The sequence below is a fragment of the Caballeronia sp. LZ001 genome (assembly GCF_031450875.1).
Lineage (GTDB): Bacteria > Pseudomonadota > Gammaproteobacteria > Burkholderiales > Burkholderiaceae > Caballeronia.
The window spans coordinates 4,865,634-4,885,870 of the sequence record NZ_JARTVX010000004.1; the positions used below are offsets into that span (position 1 = coordinate 4,865,634).

The window sequence follows — 20,237 nt, forward strand, 5'->3', positions numbered from 1 at the left end:
ACAAAAATTATGCGTATAATAACTATGCGTTCATGGATGGGGCTCGTCAGACGTCACGGATCGTGCCGTGTTTGACATGCTGCCGCGAACGGGACGGTCGGATTCTGAGACCGAGGGCGTTGTTGTGAGACCAATTGAGAGATTACGAATGGCGCAGCGCATTCTGTTTTATCCCGTAGGCAACGGCGATACTTGCCAGATCGTCCTCGAGAACGGCAAGCGGATTCTCATGGACTATCGCCAACGGAAGAAGACCGAACTTGGGGAAGGGCCCGAGATCAACCTGAAGGCACGGTTGACAAAGGAGCTCGACGACGCTGGTCGCGACTCGTTCGACGTCGTCGCCTTTACCCATGGAGACAACGATCACATCGAAAATAGCACGGAGTTCTTCGAACTTCGGCACGCGGAGAAATATCAGGGCAACGGTCGGATCAAGATCGAGACCTTGTGGGTGCCTGCGTGCATGGTTCTGCAAACGGGAACGAACGACCAGCAATCGCAGGAATATGTTCTCTGGCGTCAGGAGGCCCGGCATCGCCTGAGGGAAGGAAAAGGGATCCGCGTTTTCTCGAAGCCGGAAAAGCTCAAGGGCTGGCTTGAGGAAAATGGACTGTCGCTCGACGAGCGCCGACATCTGATTACCGACGCAGGGCAGCTCGCGCCGGAGTTCTCGCTTGCCACCGACGGCGTGGAGTTTTTTTGCCACTCGCCCTTCATTAAGCATGTCGACGAGGGCGACGACCTCCGCAATGGCGCGTCGCTGATCTTCAACGTCCGGTTCCGGAAGAACGGCGAGGATTACGACTACCTCGCGGTCGGCGATTCGGACTGGTGCGTGCTCGAGGAGATCGTCGAGGCGACGCAGGCGCACAACAACATGGACCGGCTCGCGTGGGATCTCTACAACATCCCGCATCACTGCAGCTATCTGGCGCTCAGCGACGAAAAGGGAGAATTCGAAACGACGCCGAATCCCCTCGTAGAAACGATTCTTCTATCAGGGAAGGCTGGCGGGTACATCGTCAGCTCAAGCTGTCCGATCCCAGATACCCGCGACGCGAGGGAACAGACGCAACCACCGCACCTTCAGGCCAGAAAGTGTTACGAGCGTTATCTCAAGAAGGTTGATGGCGCGAAATTCATGGTGACCATGGAGGAGCCTAACGCCAGCAAGCCGGAGCCGATCGAGTTCACAATCGACAATGCGGGTCTATCGGTCACGCGCGCGGCCGCCAGCGCGGCGGCGATTGTCACGTCCAAACCGGCACCGCGGGCGGGCTGAGTGGGCACCGGGTTCCATACGCTCGGAGGATTGCTGCCGGATCTAGACGGGGCACGGCTTGAGCATGAAGACAGCAGGCGCCTGCTCAAAGCCTGTCTGAAACACCATGCGTTCGAAGTGACGGGGCTGTTGCGCATCGAGACGGTCGATGCGCAGGGATCTCGCCATATCATCGATGGCATTGTGGTTGAATGCTGTGATGGGACGGTGCCCTCAAGGAATCCAACCGGCATCAAGCCGCGGGAGCGTCTCGCGCTTCTACATGAACCCGGCCAGGCACACTCCGCATGAGGCGCGCGCCCTGCGCGTCGATTTTCCTGCGACGGGGCATCAGAACGGCGTGTCTCTTGGGCAACCGGCGTCCCTTTGCCTTTACTTCGAACCGTGGAGCGCTGTTGAGCTGACGTGGACGCCTGTCAAGCATCTTGAGCGGGTTCTGTGGTGGCTTCGGGAAACAGCGCGGGAAACTTTGCATCGTAGCGACGAGCCCCTGGAACGGTTGCACTTCGTCTCGCCATACCAGATCGTTCTGCCAGCTGATTTTCGACATCACGTCGCTGCACCGGACGAATGTTTGGGTCTGGTGGCGACGTCAAGGCGTGACAATTCAAAGGTGTTGCGCGGCTTCTTCCAACCACGGACCGCAGCAAAGACAGCGGGCAATGATCTCGGGCTGGACACGCTGGTTGTGAAGGTACCGCCGATGGTGTCGGTACGCATCGAACGTGATCCCGACTCGCTCGGTGAGTTGCATGACCAACTGGCCAGATATGGATCGACGTTTCTGGAACCTCTGATCGGGTCGACGGGAACAGCGCTTCCGGCCAGCGGCCTTCCCCTTTACAACACGGGCTGCCGCAATACGCTGCTCGTCATCCAGGTACCCGTTGCACCCGACATCCATAGCGCACCCACGCGCGTCGACGTCCTCGGCTTTATCGTTCGCGGGTCGACTCTCGCGCAACTGGGCGTGGCTTGCGGAGCCTACATCGACGGCAAGGATGGGAACGCTTACCGCGACGTGCTGGTGAACCCCGGCGGGAACGACGGCACCGCCACGCATGTAGTAGAAAGCTGGCGCGCGTTGCGCATCGAACCGGTCGACGTCAGGATCGCATTTTCGGTACCGGACGCCCGGCGGGCCTCTGGCCTGTCGGCCGAAGATAGCGAGTTCGAAGGCGTGCTGGCGGGCGTTGGCGCGTTGGGCAGTTGCCTTGCTGAGCTTTGGTGCCGGCAGGGTTGGGGACATTGGACGTACATCGATGACGACACGCTCTTTGCGCACAATCTTGTCCGGCATGCAGGCGAAGACGAGCATATCGGTTGGGCAAAGGTCGATGCGGTACGCGACGTGGCGATGAGGGTCCGGCCAAGGGAGTGTCCACCGCTCGCGCTGCTAGCGAAGGTAAACGACAGCATGAATGCGCCAGTCGCACAGGCATTGGGTATGGCAGCACTGCTTGTCGACGCCACCACGACGCTTGAGGTACCGCGGGACCTCTCGACCAGCGAAAGCGTTCCGCGTTCCGTATCCGCGTTTCTTACTCCGTCAGGGCGTGCTTCGGTCACTCTGCTTGAGGACGCTGAGCGGAGCATTCGCCTAGACTCGCTTGAGGCGCAGTATTACCGGGCGATACTAAACTCCGGATGGGGCGATGACCATCTCACCGGCCATCTCGGCTCGTATTACGTCGGGGCAGGTTGTCGGGACCTTTCCGGCGTGCTGTCGCAGGACGTAGTGCATTTGCACGGTGCCACACTGGCCCGCCAGATCCGCCTGTTGTCATCGGGGTCCGCAGCGCAGATCCGTATCTGGACGCTCGATGAACAAAACGGTGGCCTGACGGCAGACATTGTGCCTGTCGAACGTTCCCACGCGTGCCGTCAGGGCAACTGGTCCGTCGTGTGGGATGAGGGGCTCGAAAAGAAATTGCACGCGTTGCGAACGGGCTTACTTCCGCGCGAAACCGGTGGCATCGTTCTCGGCACCATTGATCAGAAGCGCAGGAGCGTCTATCTCGTGGATGTTCTTCCTGAACCCCCAGATAGCACCGGGAGCGAAACGGCATTCGTCCGGGGTGCTGCGAGCACGTCGGAGTCTGTCGAACGGGCCGCGGCACTCACGGCGAACATCGTTGGCTATGTCGGCGAGTGGCACTCCCATCCAGCACACGCGTCGTCCGTGCCGAGCACCACAGACAACGGGCTTCTTTCATATCTCGCCGAGAGTCTGGCGGCAGACTGGGTGCCTGCAGTAATGGTGATCGCAGGCGAGCGCGACATCTCGATATCGTTGCGGCAGGCCGAGGAAACATGAACATGACCGGAGACTCGTCTGCGCGGCGAATAGGGCTTGCACTGTCCGGCGGCGGGGTACGCGCCGCAGCCTTCCACGCAGGCGTATTGCGGTATCTCGCAGAGCGGGCTGCACTGGAGGATGTCATACATATATCGTCGGTCTCGGGAGGTAGTCTGTTCACTGGCCTGATCTTCAAGGTTTCGGGCTATCGCTGGCCCGATTCCCCGAGCTATCTGAATGACGTGTTCCCGCACGTTCGCGCGATGCTGACCGGAAAGTCGTTGCAGCTTTCTGCAATCGCGCGGCTTACGCTTAATCCGATGAACTGGCGGTTTGCTCTCTCTCGGGCGAATGTCCTCGCTCAGGCGATAGAGGCCCTGTGGGGAGTCGATGCGCCCCTGCAGAAACTGCAGGCGTCCCCGGTATGGTCGATCAACTGCACCACAGGGGAGACAGGTCGGCGCTTCCGCTTCAAGAACAAGGCGATGGGCGACTATGAGCTTGGGTATGCCAACGTCGACGGATTGGACCGCGACAATCATGTTGGCCGGTGTAGCGGCGAAGGTTTTGGCCGGTGGGGAGGAGTCGCAGGCGGCGTAGCCGCCGGAGACTCCTCCCCACCGGCGGCGCCGAGTCGGCCGGGCTCTACGATGGCTGATCGAATAAAAAAGCGATCAGCTACATGTCTGGAACCCGCATTACCGACCAACAGGTTCGCCTCTACATGTCCAAACGCAAACATCACTCTCAGGAGATCGCCGCCGCCAAGGCTGGCATCAGTGTGCGCAGCGCGCGCCGCATAGAACGAGATGCCTTACTGCCATCCCAGAAACCTCGTCGTTACTGGCGTTCCCGTCCCGATCCCTTCGCTGACGTCTGGGATACTGAAGTCGTTCCGATGCTCGCGAACGCGCCGCAACTTCAGGCGGTCACGATCCTGCGCAAGCTGCAGGACGATCATCCCGGCGAGTATCCGGACAGCACACGCCGCACACTCGAGCGCCGCGTGCGGCACTGGCGGGCGACGTCCGGCCCACCGAAGGAAGTCTTCTTCCCGCAGTTGCATGAGCCCGCCGCACGCGGCCTGTCCGACTTTACCGACATGGCCGAACTGCGAGTGACGATCGCTGGCGTGCCATTCGAACACCGGCTGTACCACTTCGTGCTCGCGTTCTCGCGCTGGGAATACGCCAATGTCGTTGAAGGTGGCGAGAGCTTCGAAGCACTGTCCATGGGATTGCAGAATGCACTGTGGCAGGCCGGGGGATGTCCGCGCGAGCATCGCACCGACAGTCTGTCGGCGGCGTTCAGAAACCTCGCGGATGAAGACGACTTCACGATGCGCTATGCGGCGCTGCTCGAGCACTATGGCATGACCGGGACACGCAACAATCGCGGCCTCGGTCACGAGAACGGTAGCGTTGAGTCATCGCATCGCTATCTGAAGGAAGCCGTCGACCAGGCGTTGATTTTGCGCGGTCACCGGGACTTCGTCGATCGTGCGGCCTACGATGAGTTTCTGCGCGAGGTCGTCATGCGTCGCAACCGGCGCAACGCAGCAGCGTTCCGCCTTGAGCGCGAACAGCTCATGGATCTGCCGTTAAGGCGCACCACCGACTTCGTCGAGGAAGAAGCGCGCGTTACACGCTGCAGCACCTTCACCGTACGCGGCATTCTGTACAGCGCGCCGTCGCGCCTGATCGGTCATCGCCTGAAGGTGCGCGTGTATGGTGACAGGCTTGACTGCTATCTGTCGGGCGCGCTGGTGCATAGCACCTCGCGCGGCTCGCGTGCCGGCGACAACCGCCGCGCGCTGGATTACCGACACTTTATTGAGAGCCTCAAACGCAAGCCGCAGGCCTTCAAGGGGCTTGCGTTTCGAGACGAGCTGTTTCCGCGTGAGGCGTATCGCCGGACGTGGGAACAGCTGGAGGCAAGACTGACGCAACGCGAGGCGTGCAAAGTCATCGTTGCATTGCTTGAACTCGCCGCGCTCGATGGCGTCGAGGCCGTGCTGGCCGCGCGCCTCAACGCGTTGCTGGTTGACGGCAAGCTGCCTGATCTGAAGGCTCTGCGCGAGGAGTTCGCGCCGCGTCACGCCGATTGCCCAGTCGTCAATGTCGAGATGCCACCCGCAAGCAGCTATGACGACCTGCTCGGTAAGGAGGTCGCATGAGCACGCCCGCTTACGATGCCGGCCGTCTTGCCTTGATGCTAAATGAACTGCGCCTGCCGACCATCGCCCGCCTGTGGCCCGAGTTTGCGGAGCGCTCCGACAAGGAAGGCTGGCAGGCCACGCGGCTGATCGGCGCATTGCTCGAACACGAACTGGCCGAGCGGGCCAAACGGCGCATCGAACGACACCGTGCCGAGTCGCATCTGGACCCGACCAAGACGCTTGCGACCTTCGACTTCAGCATGGTGCCGATGGTTTCAAAGGCACACGTCATGGCGCTCGCGACCGGCGATTCGTGGCTTGAGAAAGGCGCCACGGCGCTCCTGTTCGGCCCGCCCGGAGCCGGCAAAAGTCATCTAGGGTCTGTTTACATTCTCACTAGCGGTCCAAAGGCACAGGCAAGCGAAGCAAAGGCGAGATAGTTGCCGGCGAGCTTGTCGTAACGCGTGGCGACGCGACGAAAATGTTTGATACGGCAGAAAAAGCGCTCGACGATATTCCGAGTTCGATACAGCACTCGACTGTAACGGCGCTGGATCTTGCGATTCGAACGCGGCGGGATGACGGCCTTCGCGCCCGTCGCGCAGACGTTCTCGACAAACGTATTCGAGTCATAGCCCTTGTCGGCAATGACTGCTCCGGTACGCAGATGCTCTACCAGGGCATTCGCGTACGCGTGATCAGAGGCTTGCCCTTCGGTGACGATTAATCTCAGTGGACGTCCACCGTGATCGACGGCCACGTGCAATTTGGTCGTCAACCCGCCTCGCGAGCGGCCGATCGCTTGCGGACCGTTTCTTTTTCGAGCGCCTGATGAGTGCTGGTGCGCGCGTACGATGGTCGAATCGATCAACACATGTTTGATCTCGGAATCGTCGGCTACCGCGTGTATCACACTCTCCCACACGCCCTTGCGGCGCCATCTGGAGAAACGCATGTACACCGTATGCCATTTCCCGAACGCCTTGGGCAAGTCGCGCCACGGACAACCCGTGCGGCCGATCCAGAGAACGGCCTCGATAAACCATCGGTTGTCGGCCGCTGTTCGCCCAGGATCGCCTTCCTTGCCCGGCAACACCGACTCGATTCGTGCCCATATCTCGTCACTTAGTAACGTTCGGATCATCTTGCCCCGCTCGTGCAAAAGACAAGACGTAAAACATTTCATCGAATGAAAACAGACCCTAATTATCGATTAATGGATTTGTCAAGTTGATTCCCAGCCTTCAACTTGACAGCGCCTATTGTCTGCGGCACGGAATGCTTGTGTGGGAATGCTTGGTTACGGCGTTGCCACTTATCGGGACTGGCGTCAAAGCGGCATTTACCTGTGATGGCTTATATGCTTCGTATTTTCTTTATTATCCGGGCGCCATTGGTTATATCCTGCAAGCTGATATTGTCATGTACTGGTAAAACCAATAGCCGGTGAAGGAAGGATATTGCGTTAGGTAACCGTCCATTCCCGGGGTGATAATCCGAGAAAACCGGATAACACGTAATTGGTTTCAGTTCATATCGGTATGGATCAGTCAGGAATTCTCTAGCAGCGAGTTCCTCCGCAAACCGCACCCCATCCGTATCGTCATCAAAAAGCATGATGCAGGCATAAGGGGCACTCGTACCGCTATCAGCGACCTGAATCGGTGCGAGATGTTTTACACCAGATAGATGTTCTTCCCACGCCACGCATAACTCCTGGCGCCGTGATAGATAGCTGGCAAGGTTACGGATGGCGTTCATCCCCGCAATAGCCTGGAATCCAGACAGTTTGTAATTCACACCAAACTGATTACCGTACGCCTTACCGTCAAAACCGAGTCTAATAAATGCCCGCAGGCGTTCGGCGATATCAGCATCGTTGGTTGTAATAAAACCACCTTCGCCCGTTGATAGCAGCTTGTACTCGTGAGTGCTAAAGCAACCAATTCGACCTTTTAATCCTTCCCGTCCACAGGGCGTTGACGCGCCCAGAGACTGTGCGGCATCTTCCAAAATCGGAACGTTAAACCTTTCAGAAAGTGACAGCATTGCTTTTGACGTACCGGGATTTCCCCACATTCCACAGGCGATGACCACTTTCAGACCCTTTTCCATCTCGCGTTCCAGTTGCTTCGGATCCATACAAAAGCTATCGCCATCGGAATCAATAACAACGGGTATAGCACCTAGCTGAACGACCGGCACTACTGTCATCACGGCACATATCGCTGGTACGGCGACACGACAACCTTTACCGATGCCCATAGCTACCAATCCGGCATGAATCGCCGCAGTCCCTGACGAGACGGCGATAACGTGATTGACCTGGAAATACGTTTCCAGCATTTTCTCGTATTCACGCACCACAGTGGAAGTGCCAGAATAGTCGCGGTATGTCAGCAGACTGCTCCTGTATGCCTCTGCTGTCTGGTCAGTGATGAGTTGAGGGCCAGTCGACTTAATCATTATGAGTGCTCCATCCCCACTCAAGGTAGGGCTCTGTTCCATCACCTGCCAAAGAAAGAAACACGGGAACGATATAATCCATTAGGTCAATATCAGGGCCCATCGGAGACATGAATCTTATTGCACTGCATTTATGTGGTTCGGTATTGACGGGTTGCCCCTGCCAGTTGGTCGCTTCCATAAACACGTCGATGACCCGACGATCTGCGGTTCTTCGGTGCATCATAGAATGAAATATCCAGTCCGTTTCCAAGACGGACAGACCAGTCTCTTCTTTTAACTCGCGACTGGCTGCCGTGGTTAAAGATTCTTTTTCATCAACGTGCCCGGCTGGGAACGACCATTTTCCATCAGCATAGCCGGTGTTTGCCCGCCGGAGCATAAGCACATGATTGCCATTGCGGACGATGCAGTAAATCGCCAGATAGGGGCGTTCGCGTTCGATAGTCATTTAACTGACCTTCCCGTGTTCATTTTTTGTGTAATTCCCATAGCAACAATTGAAACGACGATTAGTACCTCACCATTCATCTGAATCGGACTCCCTGAATAGCCGAAGAAGGGCAGCGATATCAGCGTTACGACCACGGGCGACAGCGCACGTAGCGCGGTAGCAACATGAAAATCAATGGTTCCTGCTGATTTGATGTAGGCAAACATTGAGTAGAATATAAATGCGGCACTCAATACGATGTAAATTATCCCATGAATCGCAATCTCGCTGAAGGGCCATCCCTTTTGACTAACGGATAAGCAACCAAGCAGTATCAGAAGACAAAAACCGTTGGTTCCCAGAGGTACACAGGGATGGATATCTGTCGGTTTCTTTTTCAAAACGGCGTAATTAAGTGCAAAAAGTAGTGAAGAAAGCAGCGTAAGCATCACCGCCTCGAAGGTGACGCTCCCTGCGGCGGCAGGCAGCGACGAAAGTACTACCCCTGTGATGCAAGCCAGCAACACGAAAAGCTTTGTCGTTGTCAGTTTTTCGCGGAACCATAGCACTGATATAAGCGTGCCGAAAATGATGTAGCTGCGCGCAACAAAGGAGTGCGTTCCTGGCGTCAATTTTTCCAGCCCTTTATAGAAACACCAAGTACCGAGCGAATTGAATAGAGCCGAAGCCAAACCATTCCGGGAGCAGAGATATTGGGCCAATTCGCTTACGCGAGCATACATTAACGCGAGAGAAATAAATGTCAGGGCGTAGATCGCGAGAAACGCGTTTTCACTGACCTGGTTAAGGGCGAGCTTAGCCAACAGCACAGAGAGTGCATTCAGAAGGACGGAAATAAGCTGACAATACATGAATCACCACAAGTAGTTTTTCATGATACGTGTAATTTTGCTGATGATGATTTTTTTCTTGTGCAGGGATGAGGGGGAACGCCCTCGTGCAAGATCGTGGTGTACATGTAGCGACCAGTCGCTACGGCTTCTCAGGTAATCGGTGGCGTAGTGAATCGGGGAATAGGTAACCTGCGAGCACGTCCGAACGTTGTAGCGATGGATCTCGCGGGCAATAAAGGCGATTTCGTTGTCAATTGACTCTACACCGCACTGCGCCAAATGCTGACGCTGTTGAAATGTTTCTTCTATGATCGTAGGAACTGACGCGTGGACACCAATCAAACCGTTGTCATTAAACTGTGCCATGCTGTTTTTTAACGTGATGGAGGGGCCGAGCCTTGTCAAACAACTGTACGTGTGGAACTGCGACGGTGTGAAAATTTTATCGTAGATATCGGAAGGCACTGTAAGTGCGCCCAGTTTACCGAAGTAAATGATTTCAGCAGGTCGAAAATTCTCGCAAATAGAACGCGCGATGCTCCCAGAAAGTCGGCCCCAGAAACTGAACTTACAGCCGAGGAAAACCACATTATTCTTCGCTTTCCAGCACATGTAAAAATCGTTTTCTTCAAACGAAATGATCTTGTCATGCATATCGGCAATTAACAAATCACAGCAACCGATGACAATTTGGCTACCCCGCGCGATATCGAGTTTATTTAGACCAGTCATGGCCGGATAACGACGATCGTTGAGAATATCATATCTAATCGTAATCAGATCCTGCGGACTTGATATTCGGGCTTTAAGGTAATGCAGTACCAGTGATGAGAAATGACGAATATAATCATAGCCGGATGGAATGCGAAGGATGACGGACTCATGTTGATCATCATCAACATGAGTATGCCAAGTGGGCCTTAAGCTATTAACCACTCTGTGGGTCTTCCTGTAACTAAAGTCAATTTGGTTCGGCAAAAATCTATCGCTTCCTTGGTTCTCCACTACGAGGCGGATGCGATTCGCGGCAACATGCTCCAGTAAGTCGGCGGGAAGTTTTTGCTCTACATACCGTTCAAGGCTATGCGACATGGTGTGTTCAAGTGCGTAAGACACTGGAATTTTATGAATCGGAATTTGACCTGTCCGCATAGAAATAAATCAAACTTTTTAAACATGATAGTGAAAGAGGTTCTCTCGCGATAGCGCTGTTGGGTTAGAGAAATCTTTCCACCGTCTCATCACGTTAGCCGACAAACTGCGGCTTCATCGTCCCGCAGCAAGCGCAACGCTCCGTCCATGTTGCCCGTCAAGAAGCTCAGTAGAATCAGCCAGGGCAGCGCTGCTACTGCCCAGAGATGACTTGGTCGCGTCCGGCGGCAAGAATCCAATGGAATTTCAAGCCCAATTACGGTCGATCGCGCACTTTCACCGTAATAGGCCCGACGACGAAGCGCGAAGTGCTGTGGGATCGGGCCAAAACATCAGCAAAAGCTTGCGTGCGACGCGCACCGCGAAAGCAAAGCGTCTTTAAGCTCAGAGCGTCGAGGAGAAGAGTCGCGCGTAAACAGGACAGAACCGAGGCACTTTTGAAGAGCATGCCCTTCTGAGGCCTCAGACCGATGATTGATAGCGCACCGACTGTTCAAACGTTGGCCGCTTGGTCGCGCGAACCAGAATTGATGACCGCTCGATGGGAGGATGGCAGCAGAATATTTACGTTTCATAGGCTTCTCTTGATTGAGTCGCAGCCGTACCAAAAAAGGGGGCAGTGATTCAGATTTGAGGGGCATTAGTCTGACCTATACTGCCCTAAAACGCAACCTGACAGTTACCATGCCTCGATTTCACGTACAGCAGAAAATTTGCTAATTTCTGTTTGTACGGAGGTTCGAATGTCAGAGAAGCTAGGGCCGGTATACATTCGATGAAATGTTTTACGTCTTGTCTTTTGCACGAGCGGGGCAAGATGATCCGAACGTTACTAAGTGACGAGATATGGGCACGAATCGAGTCGGTGTTGCCGGGCAAGGAAGGCGATCCTGGGCGAACAGCGGCCGACAACCGATGGTTTATCGAGGCCGTTCTCTGGATCGGCCGCACGGGTTGTCCGTGGCGCGACTTGCCCAAGGCGTTCGGGAAATGGCATACGGTGTACATGCGTTTCTCCAGATGGCGCCGCAAGGGCGTGTGGGAGAGTGTGATACACGCGGTAGCCGACGATTCCGAGATCAAACATGTGTTGATCGATTCGACCATCGTACGCGCGCACCAGCACTCATCAGGCGCTCGAAAAAGAAACGGTCCGCAAGCGATCGGCCGCTCGCGAGGCGGGTTGACGACCAAATTGCACGTGGCCGTCGATCACGGTGGACGTCCACTGAGATTAATCGTCACCGAAGGGCAAGCCTCTGATCACGCGTACGCGAATGCCCTGGTAGAGCATCTGCGTACCGGAGCAGTCATTGCCGACAAGGGCTATGACTCGAATACGTTTGTCGAGAACGTCTGCGCGACGGGCGCGAAGGCCGTCATCCCGCCGCGTTCGAATCGCAAGATCCAGCGCCGTTACAGTCGAGTGCTGTATCGAACTCGGAATATCGTCGAGCGCTTTTTCTGCCGTATCAAACATTTTCGTCGCGTCGCCACGCGTTACGACAAGCTCGCCGGCAACTATCTCGCCTTTGCTTCGCTTGCCTGTGCCTTTGGACCGCTAGTGAGAATGTAAACAGACCCTAGGTTCGGCCATCGGACACGCGTTGATTGACGCCGGCTACCGGGTGCTGTTCACGCGTACCAGCGAGCTCGTGCAGAAGCTGCAGGCTGCGCGTCAGAGCCTGCAATTGCCCTCAGCTCTTGCCAAGCTCGACCGCTTCGACCTGATCATCCTGGACGATCTGTCATATGCCCGGAAGGATCAGGCCGAAACCAGCGTGCTGTTCGAGCTCATTGCCGAAAGGTACGAGCGCCGTAGCCTCCTGATCACCGCCAACCAGCCGTTCTCGGGCTGGAATGACGTGTTTCCTGATCCCGGCATGACCGTCGCTGCAATCGACCGGCTTGTCCATCATTCGACGATCTTCGAGATGAATGTCGAAAGCTACCGTCGACGCACCGCCAGCGACAAACAGAACAGCCGGCGCCGACAATCATCCGGCGACAATCAACAACAAGGAGCGACAACCATGACCGGATAACTACCGACAATCATCCCGGTCGACCGGCCAAGATGGTTTATATGAACGCCCCCGATGCGCCAGGTTTTCTTGTGCTCTGATTCGACAGGATAGGTTGCAGCTTTATATGCGGCCTTTTTGCAGCGTCATCTGCTGCGGGCCCCGATGAAATCCGCTGATTCGCTCCTCATTTGTCGCGCGAGCTGAATGCTCAAACTATCTTTCAGGTTTAGCGAATCCCGGTCCGACCTGTCTTGTCATCACACTCGATTGCCAACGCAACCTTTCGACGTCATCCTGTAATCTTCGCTTATTGGACTTGCCTTTTCAGATGCAAGCCGCCCGCTCACTAACGTGATCGGACCTGTATGGTCTGTCATGCGCGAGAACTGCCCAGATCGTTCGGGCCATCTTGTTGGCCAATGCTACGGTTACCACGTTTGACGGTCGTCGCATTTGCATCTTTTCGGCCCACGTTCCAGCGTGCTTCGCGTGGAAGAGAACGCTGCGAGCGCCGTGGATAAGCAGCGTACGTACATAAGTGTCGCCACGCCGGCTAATACCTAATAACTGGACCTTTCCACCGGTACCGACCTGCTTGGGAACCAGACCGAGCCAGGCGGCAAACTCCCGCCCGGATTTGAAGGCTTTCGCGTCGCCCATGGCCGCAACGGTAGCGGTCGCTGTCAGCAGGCCAACGCCCGGGATCGCCGCAATTGCCTTGCATGCCTTATCTTCTTTCATCCACGTCTGCAGACGCCGTTCAATGTCAGCGATCTGTTTGTCAAGCCGGTCAAGGTCGCTCCAAAGTTCGCGTAACGACTCGATCAGCATCGCCGGCAGACGCTCGGACAGCTTCGCCAGCACTCCGGGAATCGCCTTGTCGAGCGCGGCGCGGCTCCTGGCGATTACCTCGCCGTATTCGGTCAACAACCCGCGCAGACAGTTCATCTGCGCCGTTCGAAACTTGATCTTCTGTTGCCGCAACCGGTGCAGTGCCAGTACGGCCTGCTGCGCTTCTGTCTTGACCGCGACAGCCTTGCTGGGCATCTGCGTAGCCATCCAGATCGCACGGGCATCTGCCGGGTCATTCTTGTTGCCGATCACGAACGCCTTGACGAACTTCGCCGGCATCAGCTTGACCTGATGGCCCATCTCGATCAATCGTCGTGCCCAGTGCTGGGCACCGCCGCAGGCTTCCATGCCGACCAGACAGGGCTCGCGATTCGCAAAATGCTCGAGGAACACGGCACGTTTCAGTTGCCTGTTCACGATCTCTCCTGTGCTAGCATCGACCCAATGAAGCTGGAAGACGTTCTTGGCGATATCCACACCGACCGTCGTATACTTCATTTCGGACCCTCCGGTTTGCCTTGAAGATCTCAATGATCTTCCCATTTGGGCACTTTGATGCCGTCGGCCCGTGAGGGTCCACCTCCTTCAGCTTCTCTCATCCGGTAGGTGGGGGCGTTCATTCCATTTGTCGGTAAACCGGCCGTGCTGCTTGACGCCGTCCAACGGATTCAGTCTGGCCAAGGCCATGGCTATCTCGGCAGCCTTTCCCGGAGGTATTGGACCACTGACCATCAGATCCGGCGACTATGTCTGGAAAAAACTTAGAGGTTGGGATGTCGGTGAACCCGAGGCGTACAACCTCGCGTTTAGCCGCTTGCACCTGTATGACGGTGGAGTGTACGACAACCTCGGCATCGAGCCCCTGTTTGATATCGGAAAACAATGTATCAAGAAGGACGACACGCTGCGTGATCAGTTAACCTATCTTCTGGTCTCAGACGGCGGTGCGCCTCTTCCCCGTCAAACCATCCCTCATCCGCTCAACCCTTTCCGCTTCAAGCGGATTGCCGACATTGCGCTCGACCAGAGCCGCGCGCTCCGTGTGAGAGCATTCGTCAGCTTCCTTCAGCAGCAACCTGATTCTGGCGCTTATCTTGGCATCGGTGCCGATGCGCAGTCGTCTATTCGCCGATTTCGCAGCGGGAAAGAGGCGGTCGCCGCATCGCTTCTGGCTGGAAAGTGGCTGCAGGCAGAGCAGGCAAGGGAAGCCGCTGGGTACGATACGACTCTATCGAAAATGCCAACGGCAGGATTCGATCTACTCGCGCTTCATGGCTACGAGACTGCAAAATGGAACATCGAATTGATGGAGGCGTCAGTGCGTCCGTGCGCCGACGCGGAGTCGCGCAGTTGAGCGCCCGTGCTTCGGCGACGCACGCTTCATGCCGCTATTCCCTCAGCTCCGTTGGGTTGCTGCGGCGGCGACATCAACTGAGGACGCGTGGCATTAACCCGGCGGGCGAAGCTTGCCTGCTGGGCAGGCGACATCCCGATTCCTAGCGCGTCGAGATAATCGGCATACCACTGCATCATCGAGCGACGTTGCCGGAGATATTTCGCGTGGTTATAGTCGCCTGCGATGCCTGCTTCAAGGTGCGATAGCTGCGTCTCGACATGGTCTTTTTCCCAGCCGTGATCGCGAAGGAGGGTGCTCGCGGTATGACGCGTGCCGTGGCCAACCATACGGCCCTTGTAGCCGATCTTCGAGAACACGAGATTGATCGTGTTTTCGCTGATGACCTCGTGTTTGGTTCCGATACCCGGAAAAAGATAGCGGTGGCGCCCGGTCAGCCTCCTGAGTTCGCGCAGCGCGCTGACGAGTTGTGACGGAAGGGGTGCGACGTACAGGCGCCGCATCTTCATCTTCTCCGCAGATATTGTCCACAGGGCGCCATCCAGGTCCACCTCGGTCCATTCCGCGTAGCGCACCATGCCGGGCCGACTGGCCGTCCAGATCGTCATCCAGGCAGCGGTGAAGGCGATGAGACGACTCGTCGATTTCCCGAGCGCGCGAAGGAAATCGGGCAGTTCGGGTTCGAGAAGGTGAGGGTACGGTCTGGACTTCGGCGCAGCCTTCGCGATGGTCTTGAGTTCGGAGGCGGGATTAAATTCACAGCGTCCCTCCGCGATCGCCTGGCTAAAGATCTCACGCAGCCACCCCCGGGCTTTCTTCGACACGTTCAAGGCATCCCGTTTCTCGAAGCGCTCCTGGACGCGGGCGCAGTCAGCGCGGGTGATGTCCTGCAGCATCATCGACCCGATCTCGGGCAGGATGTTCTTGTCGAGGTAGGTGCGTATCTTGCCCAGCGTCGAGCTGGCACGGCCAGCGACTTCCTTCCGCTTGTACCATCGCTCTGCGGCCGAACGAAAGAGTTTCTCTTCCGTTTCCTTCGAGAGCTTTCTTGCGGTGCGCCGGTGATGACCGGGATCCGTGCCGTGTGCCAGTTGGGACCGGGCCACAGACGTGAGCTCACGGGCATCCTGAAGGGAGAGGGCGGGGTACGTGCCGAAGGAGATACGCCGCTGTTTCCCGGCGAAGCTGTACCGGAAGTGCCAGCATTTAGGGCCCTCGGCGGGCACGAAAAGGAACAGGCCGCGGCCGTCCTTCATGGTGTAGTCGCGGCTGGCTGGTTTGGCCAACTGGACCTGTCGGGCAGTCAGAAGCATGGTAGTACATCCAGTCAGCTCGAACTTTCGATGTACTGGCCAGTGTACTACTTTGACACGCGCTTCAGCTGGACAACGATGGACCCTGAAAAACACAAAGCCCCGCTGCGACAAGGCTTTGCGGGGTTCTGCTGGACTGCATTGTACTACTCTAAACAGCTTTATGGTGCCCAGGAGAGGACTCGAACCTCCACGGTGTTGCCACCGCTAGGACCTGAACCTAGTGCGTCTACCAATTCCGCCACCTGGGCCAAGGGGTACAGCGAGCCCGCTATTCTAGCGGTAACGGTCGCCGTGTCAACCAACTGCGCTTTTATGGAGCGCCGCCGGAAGCAGGACTTCCGCATAAAAAGAAAAAGCCACCCGAAGGTGGCTTTTTCAAACATCTTGGTGCCCAAGAGAGGACTCGAACCTCCACGGTGTTGCCACCGCTAGGACCTGAACCTAGTGCGTCTACCAATTCCGCCACCTGGGCAAGGGTGCGTGTACTGCGTTTTGTGCTTCGTGAGCAGCAAAGAACGCCATTATATCGACCGGATTGCGTCTGTCAAGCATTTCCATTCGACGATTCGCAGCGCGAGCGTGATCCTCGCCGCGGCACGCTCAAGCGCCTGCACGCCTCATGAGGGCCCGAATACGGGTGTTAGAATGATCCGCAACGATGCCCGCCATTGAAGGCTGCAAAGTTCCGCGAAAGTCCATCTAAACGAGAAGAAAGACGATCAAGCCCTTGAGCAAATATCCGTATCCGATTCCCAGCCGCGAAGAGATTCTCGGCGTGCTGCGCACGAGCGAGACTCCGCATGCCGCGAACGACATCGCCGAGGCATTGTCGATCAAGCGCCAGGAGCGCGAAGGATTTTTCAAGCGACTGGCGGCCATGGAACGCGACGGGCAAATCCGCCTCGACAAGCGCGGTCACTACCAGCTCACGCATCCTTCGAACTTCGTTGCAGGCCGCGTGCAAGGTCATCGCGATGGCTTCGGCTTCCTGATCCGCGACGACGGCCAGGACGATCTCTTCCTTCCCAATGGCGAAATGCAGAAGGTCATGCACAACGACCGCGTGCTTGCGCGCATCGTCGGCTTCGACCGGCGCGGCCGGCCGGAAGGGCATATCGTCGAGGTCACGGACCGCGCGAACAAGCGCATCATCGGTAGGCTCATCAACGAGAATGGCGCGTTGATTCTCGTGCCGGAAGACAAGCGCATCGGTCACGACATTCTCATCACGCAGAACCCGAAGAAGGCGAAGGTCGGGCAAGTGGTGTCCGTCGATCTTACCGATTTCCCGAGCCGTCATTCGCAGCCGCTCGGCCGCGTGGCCGAGGTGATCGGCGATATCGACGATCCCGGCATGGAGATCGAGATCGCCGTGCGCAAGTACGGTGTGCCGCACGAATTCAGCGATGCCGCGCTTGCCGCCGCCGCGAAGCTGCCCGACGAAGTGCGTCCGGTGGACATTCGCCATCGCGTGGACTTGCGCGATGTGCCGCTCGTCACGATCGACGGCGAAGACGCCCGCGACTTCGACGATGCCGTGTATTGCGAGCCCATCTCCGTGGGCCGCGGTTCGGGCTTCCGGCTGCTCGTGGCGATTGCGGACGTGTCGCATTACGTGCGCCCGAACGAAGCACTCGATGTCGACGCGCTCGACCGCAGCACGTCGGTGTACTTTCCGCGTCGCGTGATCCCGATGCTGCCGGAGAAGCTCTCGAACGGTTTGTGTTCGCTGAACCCGAACGTCGACCGTTGCGTGCTCGTGTGCGACATGGTCATCACCGCGCGCGGCGAAATCAAGGCATATCAGTTTTATCCTGGCGTGATGCATTCGGCCGCGCGTCTCACCTACACCGAAGTCGCCGCGGTGCTCACGAACACCAAGGGACCGGAAGCCGCGCGCCGCGCCGACATCCTGCCGCAATTGCAGGATCTCTACGGCGTCTACAAGGCGCTGCACGCCGCGCGTCAGAAGCGCGGCGCAATCGATTTCGACACCACCGAGACGTATATCGTCGTCAACTCGCAGGGCAAGATCGAGCAGATCGTGCCGCGTCATCGTAACGACGCGCATCGGCTGATCGAGGAATGCATGCTGGCGGCCAACGTCTGCGCGGCGGACTTTTTGAAGCGCAACAAGCATCCGGGCCTCTACCGCGTGCATGCGGGACCGACCGAGGAGAAGCTCGAAAACCTGCGCACGTTCCTGCGTGGCGTCGGTCTCACGTTGACGGGCGGCGCGAAGCCTCACGCGAGCGATTACGCCGCGCTGATCGCGCAGATTCGCGACCGGCCCGACGCGCAGATGCTCCAGTCGATGGTGCTGCGCTCCATGCAGCAAGCGGTGTATAGCCCGGACAACATCGGTCACTTCGGGTTGGCTTACGAGGCGTATGCGCACTTCACGAGCCCGATTCGCCGCTATCCCGACTTGCTCACGCATCGCGCCATTTACGCCATTTTGCAGGGCAAGAAGTATCTGCCCGAAGTGGGTCACGACACATCGCTTAGCACCGGCCTCACGAAAGCCGCGCGCGAGATGCAGAAGAACGACGATCAGTCGCGCGGCCGTTCGCGCAACAACGTCGCGATTTGGGAAGAACTCGGGCTGCATTGTTCGTCGAACGAACGTCGCGCCGATGAAGCCTCTCGCGATGTCGAAGCCTGGCTCAAGTGCTATTTCATGCGCGACAAGCTCGGCGAGGAATACGGCGGCATGGTGAACGGCGTGACGTCGTTCGGCATCTTCGTGCAACTCGATTCGCTGTTCATCGAAGGGCTCGTGCATATCACCGAACTGGGCTCGGATTACTTCCAGTACGACGAGATCAAGAACGAACTGCGCGGCGAACGCACGGGTATCCGGTATCGCATGTCGGATCGTGTGCGCGTGCAGGTGGGCCGCGTCGATCTCGATGCGCGCAAGATCGACTTCCGTCTCGTGCGCGACACGCCGGTGAAACCGCCGGCGCCGCGTCCGTCCGCGAATGCGGGCGCCGAGCATGCATCGGGCGGCGATGCGGGCGGTCCGCGCATCCGCGCTTTCGACGACGACGTCACCGGCACGCGTGCGCGTGGCGGCACGAAGAAGGGCGCGGCGGTGGCGTCGGCCACGCGCGGTGGCGCGGCCAGAAAGCGTGGCGTGGCGTCGAAGTCATCCGCGCAGGGCAGGCCAGGCGCGCAAGAAACGATAAGACGCGCTTCAGGGCGCTAGCTGGCAATCGCGCGGTCCGACGCCACGAGCTTCGGACCGCGTCATGCTTTTATGGATTTCACGAAGGTTTGGATCAGTCATGTCACGTCTCAAGGTTCTATACGGTTTTCACGCAGTGACCGCGCGTTTGCGTGCGGATGCATCGTCGATCGAAGAGGTCTTGTACGACCCTTCGCGCAAGGACCGGCGCATGCAGGATTTTCTGCGGACCGCGAAGGAAGCGGGCGTTCGCCTGATCTCAGCCGAGGAATCGCGCTTGTTCGGGCTCGCGGGCACCATTCAGCATCAGGGCGTGGTGGCGCGCGGGCAAGACTTGCCGCTCGCGCAGAATCTGGCCGAATTGCTCGATGGCGTGACCGGCACGCCGCTTCTGCTGGTGCTCGATGGCGTCACCGATCCGCATAATCTCGGCGCGTGTCTGCGTGTCGCCGATGCGGCGGGCGCGCATGCCGTGATCGCGCCGCGCGACCGTTCCGCCGGGCTGAACGCAACGGCGGCGAAGGTGGCGAGCGGCGCGGCGGACAGCGTGCCGTACATCACCGTGACGAATCTGGCGCGCGCGCTGCGCGAATTGAAGGATGCGGGCGTGTGGGTGATCGGCACGGCGGGCGAAGCGTCAGCGAGTCTCTTTGAAACGAAGCTGGACGGCCCGTTGGCTATCGTGGTGGGCGCGGAAGGCGAAGGCATGCGCCGTCTCACGCGCGAGACGTGCGACGAGATCATGAATATCCCGATGGCCGGCGCGGTGGAAAGTCTCAATGTGTCCGTGGCGAGCGGGGTTTGTTTATTCGAGGCCGTGCGGCAGAGAAGTGTGAAGAAGTAACGTGCCA

Annotated in this window: 17 protein-coding genes, 2 tRNA genes and 1 pseudogene; 11 read left to right on the forward strand and 9 right to left on the reverse strand. The window is 57.7% G+C overall.

Annotated elements, in window-relative coordinates; genetic code table 11:
* Positions 1–148 precede the first annotated feature (148 nt).
* The 6 genes from P9292_RS33850 to P9292_RS33870 are packed head-to-tail and all read left to right on the forward strand — an operon-like array spanning position 149 to position 6,182.
* Positions 149–1,285 carry a hypothetical protein gene (locus P9292_RS33850; RefSeq protein WP_309963521.1) on the forward strand — a complete coding sequence of 379 codons (1,137 nt, stop codon included), beginning with the start codon at positions 149–151 and terminating at the stop codon, positions 1,283–1,285.
* Positions 1,286–1,576 (forward strand): hypothetical protein, encoded by a 291-nt coding sequence (locus P9292_RS33855; protein WP_309963524.1) that lies wholly within the window; start codon positions 1,286–1,288, stop codon positions 1,574–1,576.
* Entirely contained in the window at positions 1,548–3,602 is a 2,055-nt protein-coding gene (locus tag P9292_RS33860) for a Mov34/MPN/PAD-1 family protein (RefSeq protein WP_309963526.1), read from the forward strand. Before P9292_RS33855 ends, P9292_RS33860 begins: the two co-directional genes overlap by 29 nt.
* Before the next feature lie 2 nt (positions 3,603–3,604).
* The gene (locus tag P9292_RS43345; protein ID WP_409015440.1) at positions 3,605–4,387 is read left to right on the forward strand and encodes a patatin-like phospholipase family protein; all 783 of its coding nucleotides are present in this window, start codon (positions 3,605–3,607) and stop codon (positions 4,385–4,387) included.
* Positions 4,309–5,760, forward strand: a complete 1,452-nt coding sequence (gene istA / locus P9292_RS33865) for an IS21 family transposase (RefSeq protein WP_409015303.1) — start codon at positions 4,309–4,311, stop codon at positions 5,758–5,760. The genes P9292_RS43345 and istA overlap by 79 nt, the downstream gene beginning before the upstream one ends.
* Positions 5,757–6,182, forward strand: a complete 426-nt coding sequence (locus P9292_RS33870) for an ATP-binding protein (RefSeq protein WP_309963530.1) — start codon at positions 5,757–5,759, stop codon at positions 6,180–6,182. The genes istA and P9292_RS33870 overlap by 4 nt, the downstream gene beginning before the upstream one ends.
* Here the strand turns inward: P9292_RS33870 and P9292_RS33875 are convergent.
* The 5 genes from P9292_RS33875 to P9292_RS33895 form a co-directional block, all read right to left on the reverse strand.
* Positions 6,128–6,886, reverse strand: a complete 759-nt coding sequence (locus P9292_RS33875) for an IS5 family transposase (protein WP_309851706.1) — start codon at positions 6,884–6,886, stop codon at positions 6,128–6,130. The genes P9292_RS33870 and P9292_RS33875 overlap by 55 nt on opposite strands.
* Positions 6,887–7,098: 212 nt before the next feature.
* A complete protein-coding gene (locus tag P9292_RS33880; RefSeq protein ID WP_309854413.1) occupies positions 7,099–8,208 on the reverse strand; it encodes a DegT/DnrJ/EryC1/StrS family aminotransferase in 1,110 nt (369 codons plus the stop codon).
* A complete protein-coding gene (locus P9292_RS33885; protein WP_309854410.1) occupies positions 8,201–8,659 on the reverse strand; it encodes an NUDIX domain-containing protein in 459 nt (152 codons plus the stop codon). The genes P9292_RS33880 and P9292_RS33885 overlap by 8 nt, the downstream gene beginning before the upstream one ends.
* Positions 8,656–9,513 carry a DMT family transporter gene (locus P9292_RS33890; protein WP_309854407.1) on the reverse strand — a complete coding sequence of 286 codons (858 nt, stop codon included), beginning with the start codon at positions 9,511–9,513 and terminating at the stop codon, positions 8,656–8,658. Before P9292_RS33890 ends, P9292_RS33885 begins: the two co-directional genes overlap by 4 nt.
* A 3-nt stretch (positions 9,514–9,516) precedes the next feature.
* Positions 9,517–10,587, reverse strand: coding sequence for a hypothetical protein (locus tag P9292_RS33895; RefSeq protein WP_309854404.1), 1,071 nt, complete (start codon positions 10,585–10,587; stop codon positions 9,517–9,519).
* 877 nt (positions 10,588–11,464) lie between these two features.
* On the opposite strand from P9292_RS33895, the gene P9292_RS33900 reads away from it, so the two are divergent.
* Positions 11,465–12,223 (forward strand): IS5 family transposase, encoded by a 759-nt coding sequence (locus tag P9292_RS33900; RefSeq protein WP_309851706.1) that lies wholly within the window; start codon positions 11,465–11,467, stop codon positions 12,221–12,223.
* Positions 12,222–12,692: pseudogene (locus tag P9292_RS33905) on the forward strand (ATP-binding protein); the annotation flags it as partial. The gene P9292_RS33900 and the pseudogene P9292_RS33905, both read left to right, overlap by 2 nt.
* A gap of 306 nt (positions 12,693–12,998) precedes the next feature.
* Here P9292_RS33905 and P9292_RS33910 read toward each other — a convergent pair.
* Complete coding sequence (locus P9292_RS33910; RefSeq protein ID WP_309853528.1) at positions 12,999–14,024, reverse strand: IS110 family transposase; 1,026 nt, start codon at positions 14,022–14,024, stop codon at positions 12,999–13,001.
* A gap of 151 nt (positions 14,025–14,175) precedes the next feature.
* Here P9292_RS33910 and P9292_RS33915 point away from each other — a divergent pair, with 151 nt between their 5' ends.
* The gene (locus P9292_RS33915; RefSeq protein ID WP_309963532.1) at positions 14,176–14,880 is read left to right on the forward strand and encodes a hypothetical protein; all 705 of its coding nucleotides are present in this window, start codon (positions 14,176–14,178) and stop codon (positions 14,878–14,880) included.
* A 26-nt stretch (positions 14,881–14,906) separates the two neighbouring features.
* Here the strand turns inward: P9292_RS33915 and P9292_RS33920 are convergent, their stop codons facing one another.
* The 3 genes from P9292_RS33920 to P9292_RS33930 all read right to left on the reverse strand — a co-directional run bounded on the left by P9292_RS33920 (position 14,907) and on the right by P9292_RS33930 (position 16,668).
* Complete coding sequence (locus tag P9292_RS33920; protein ID WP_309963534.1) at positions 14,907–16,193, reverse strand: integrase arm-type DNA-binding domain-containing protein; 1,287 nt, start codon at positions 16,191–16,193, stop codon at positions 14,907–14,909.
* A 164-nt stretch (positions 16,194–16,357) separates the two neighbouring features.
* Positions 16,358–16,444: transfer RNA gene (locus P9292_RS33925), tRNA-Leu, on the reverse strand.
* 137 nt (positions 16,445–16,581) lie between these two features.
* Positions 16,582–16,668: transfer RNA gene (locus P9292_RS33930), tRNA-Leu, on the reverse strand.
* Between the two features lie 255 nt (positions 16,669–16,923).
* Between P9292_RS33930 and rnr the strand changes: the two genes are divergently transcribed.
* Both rnr and rlmB read left to right on the forward strand, forming a co-directional pair.
* Positions 16,924–19,407: a ribonuclease R gene (gene rnr / locus P9292_RS33935; RefSeq protein ID WP_309963536.1), complete on the forward strand. Its 2,484-nt coding sequence runs from the start codon at positions 16,924–16,926 to the stop codon at positions 19,405–19,407.
* Between the two features lie 79 nt (positions 19,408–19,486).
* On the forward strand, positions 19,487–20,230 hold the full coding sequence (rlmB, locus tag P9292_RS33940; RefSeq protein ID WP_309963538.1) for a 23S rRNA (guanosine(2251)-2'-O)-methyltransferase RlmB: 744 nt from the start codon (positions 19,487–19,489) through the stop codon (positions 20,228–20,230).
* Positions 20,231–20,237 lie beyond the last annotated feature (7 nt).

Coding starts and splice junctions, on each gene's coding strand:
- P9292_RS33850 (WP_309963521.1), top strand. CDS start 149: ATGGCGCAGCGCATTCTGTTTTATCCCGTAGGCAACGGCGATACTTGC.
- P9292_RS33860 (WP_309963526.1), top strand. CDS start 1,548: ATGAACCCGGCCAGGCACACTCCGCATGAGGCGCGCGCCCTGCGCGTC.
- P9292_RS43345 (WP_409015440.1), top strand. CDS start 3,605: ATGACCGGAGACTCGTCTGCGCGGCGAATAGGGCTTGCACTGTCCGGC.
- istA (WP_409015303.1), top strand. CDS start 4,309: ATGTCCAAACGCAAACATCACTCTCAGGAGATCGCCGCCGCCAAGGCT.
- P9292_RS33870 (WP_309963530.1), top strand. CDS start 5,757: ATGAGCACGCCCGCTTACGATGCCGGCCGTCTTGCCTTGATGCTAAAT.
- P9292_RS33875 (WP_309851706.1), bottom strand. CDS start 6,886: ATGATCCGAACGTTACTAAGTGACGAGATATGGGCACGAATCGAGTCG.
- P9292_RS33880 (WP_309854413.1), bottom strand. CDS start 8,208: ATGATTAAGTCGACTGGCCCTCAACTCATCACTGACCAGACAGCAGAG.
- P9292_RS33885 (WP_309854410.1), bottom strand. CDS start 8,659: ATGACTATCGAACGCGAACGCCCCTATCTGGCGATTTACTGCATCGTC.
- P9292_RS33890 (WP_309854407.1), bottom strand. CDS start 9,513: ATGTATTGTCAGCTTATTTCCGTCCTTCTGAATGCACTCTCTGTGCTG.
- P9292_RS33895 (WP_309854404.1), bottom strand. CDS start 10,587: ATGTCGCATAGCCTTGAACGGTATGTAGAGCAAAAACTTCCCGCCGAC.
- P9292_RS33900 (WP_309851706.1), top strand. CDS start 11,465: ATGATCCGAACGTTACTAAGTGACGAGATATGGGCACGAATCGAGTCG.
- P9292_RS33910 (WP_309853528.1), bottom strand. CDS start 14,024: ATGAAGTATACGACGGTCGGTGTGGATATCGCCAAGAACGTCTTCCAG.
- P9292_RS33920 (WP_309963534.1), bottom strand. CDS start 16,193: ATGCTTCTGACTGCCCGACAGGTCCAGTTGGCCAAACCAGCCAGCCGC.
- rlmB (WP_309963538.1), top strand. CDS start 19,487: ATGTCACGTCTCAAGGTTCTATACGGTTTTCACGCAGTGACCGCGCGT.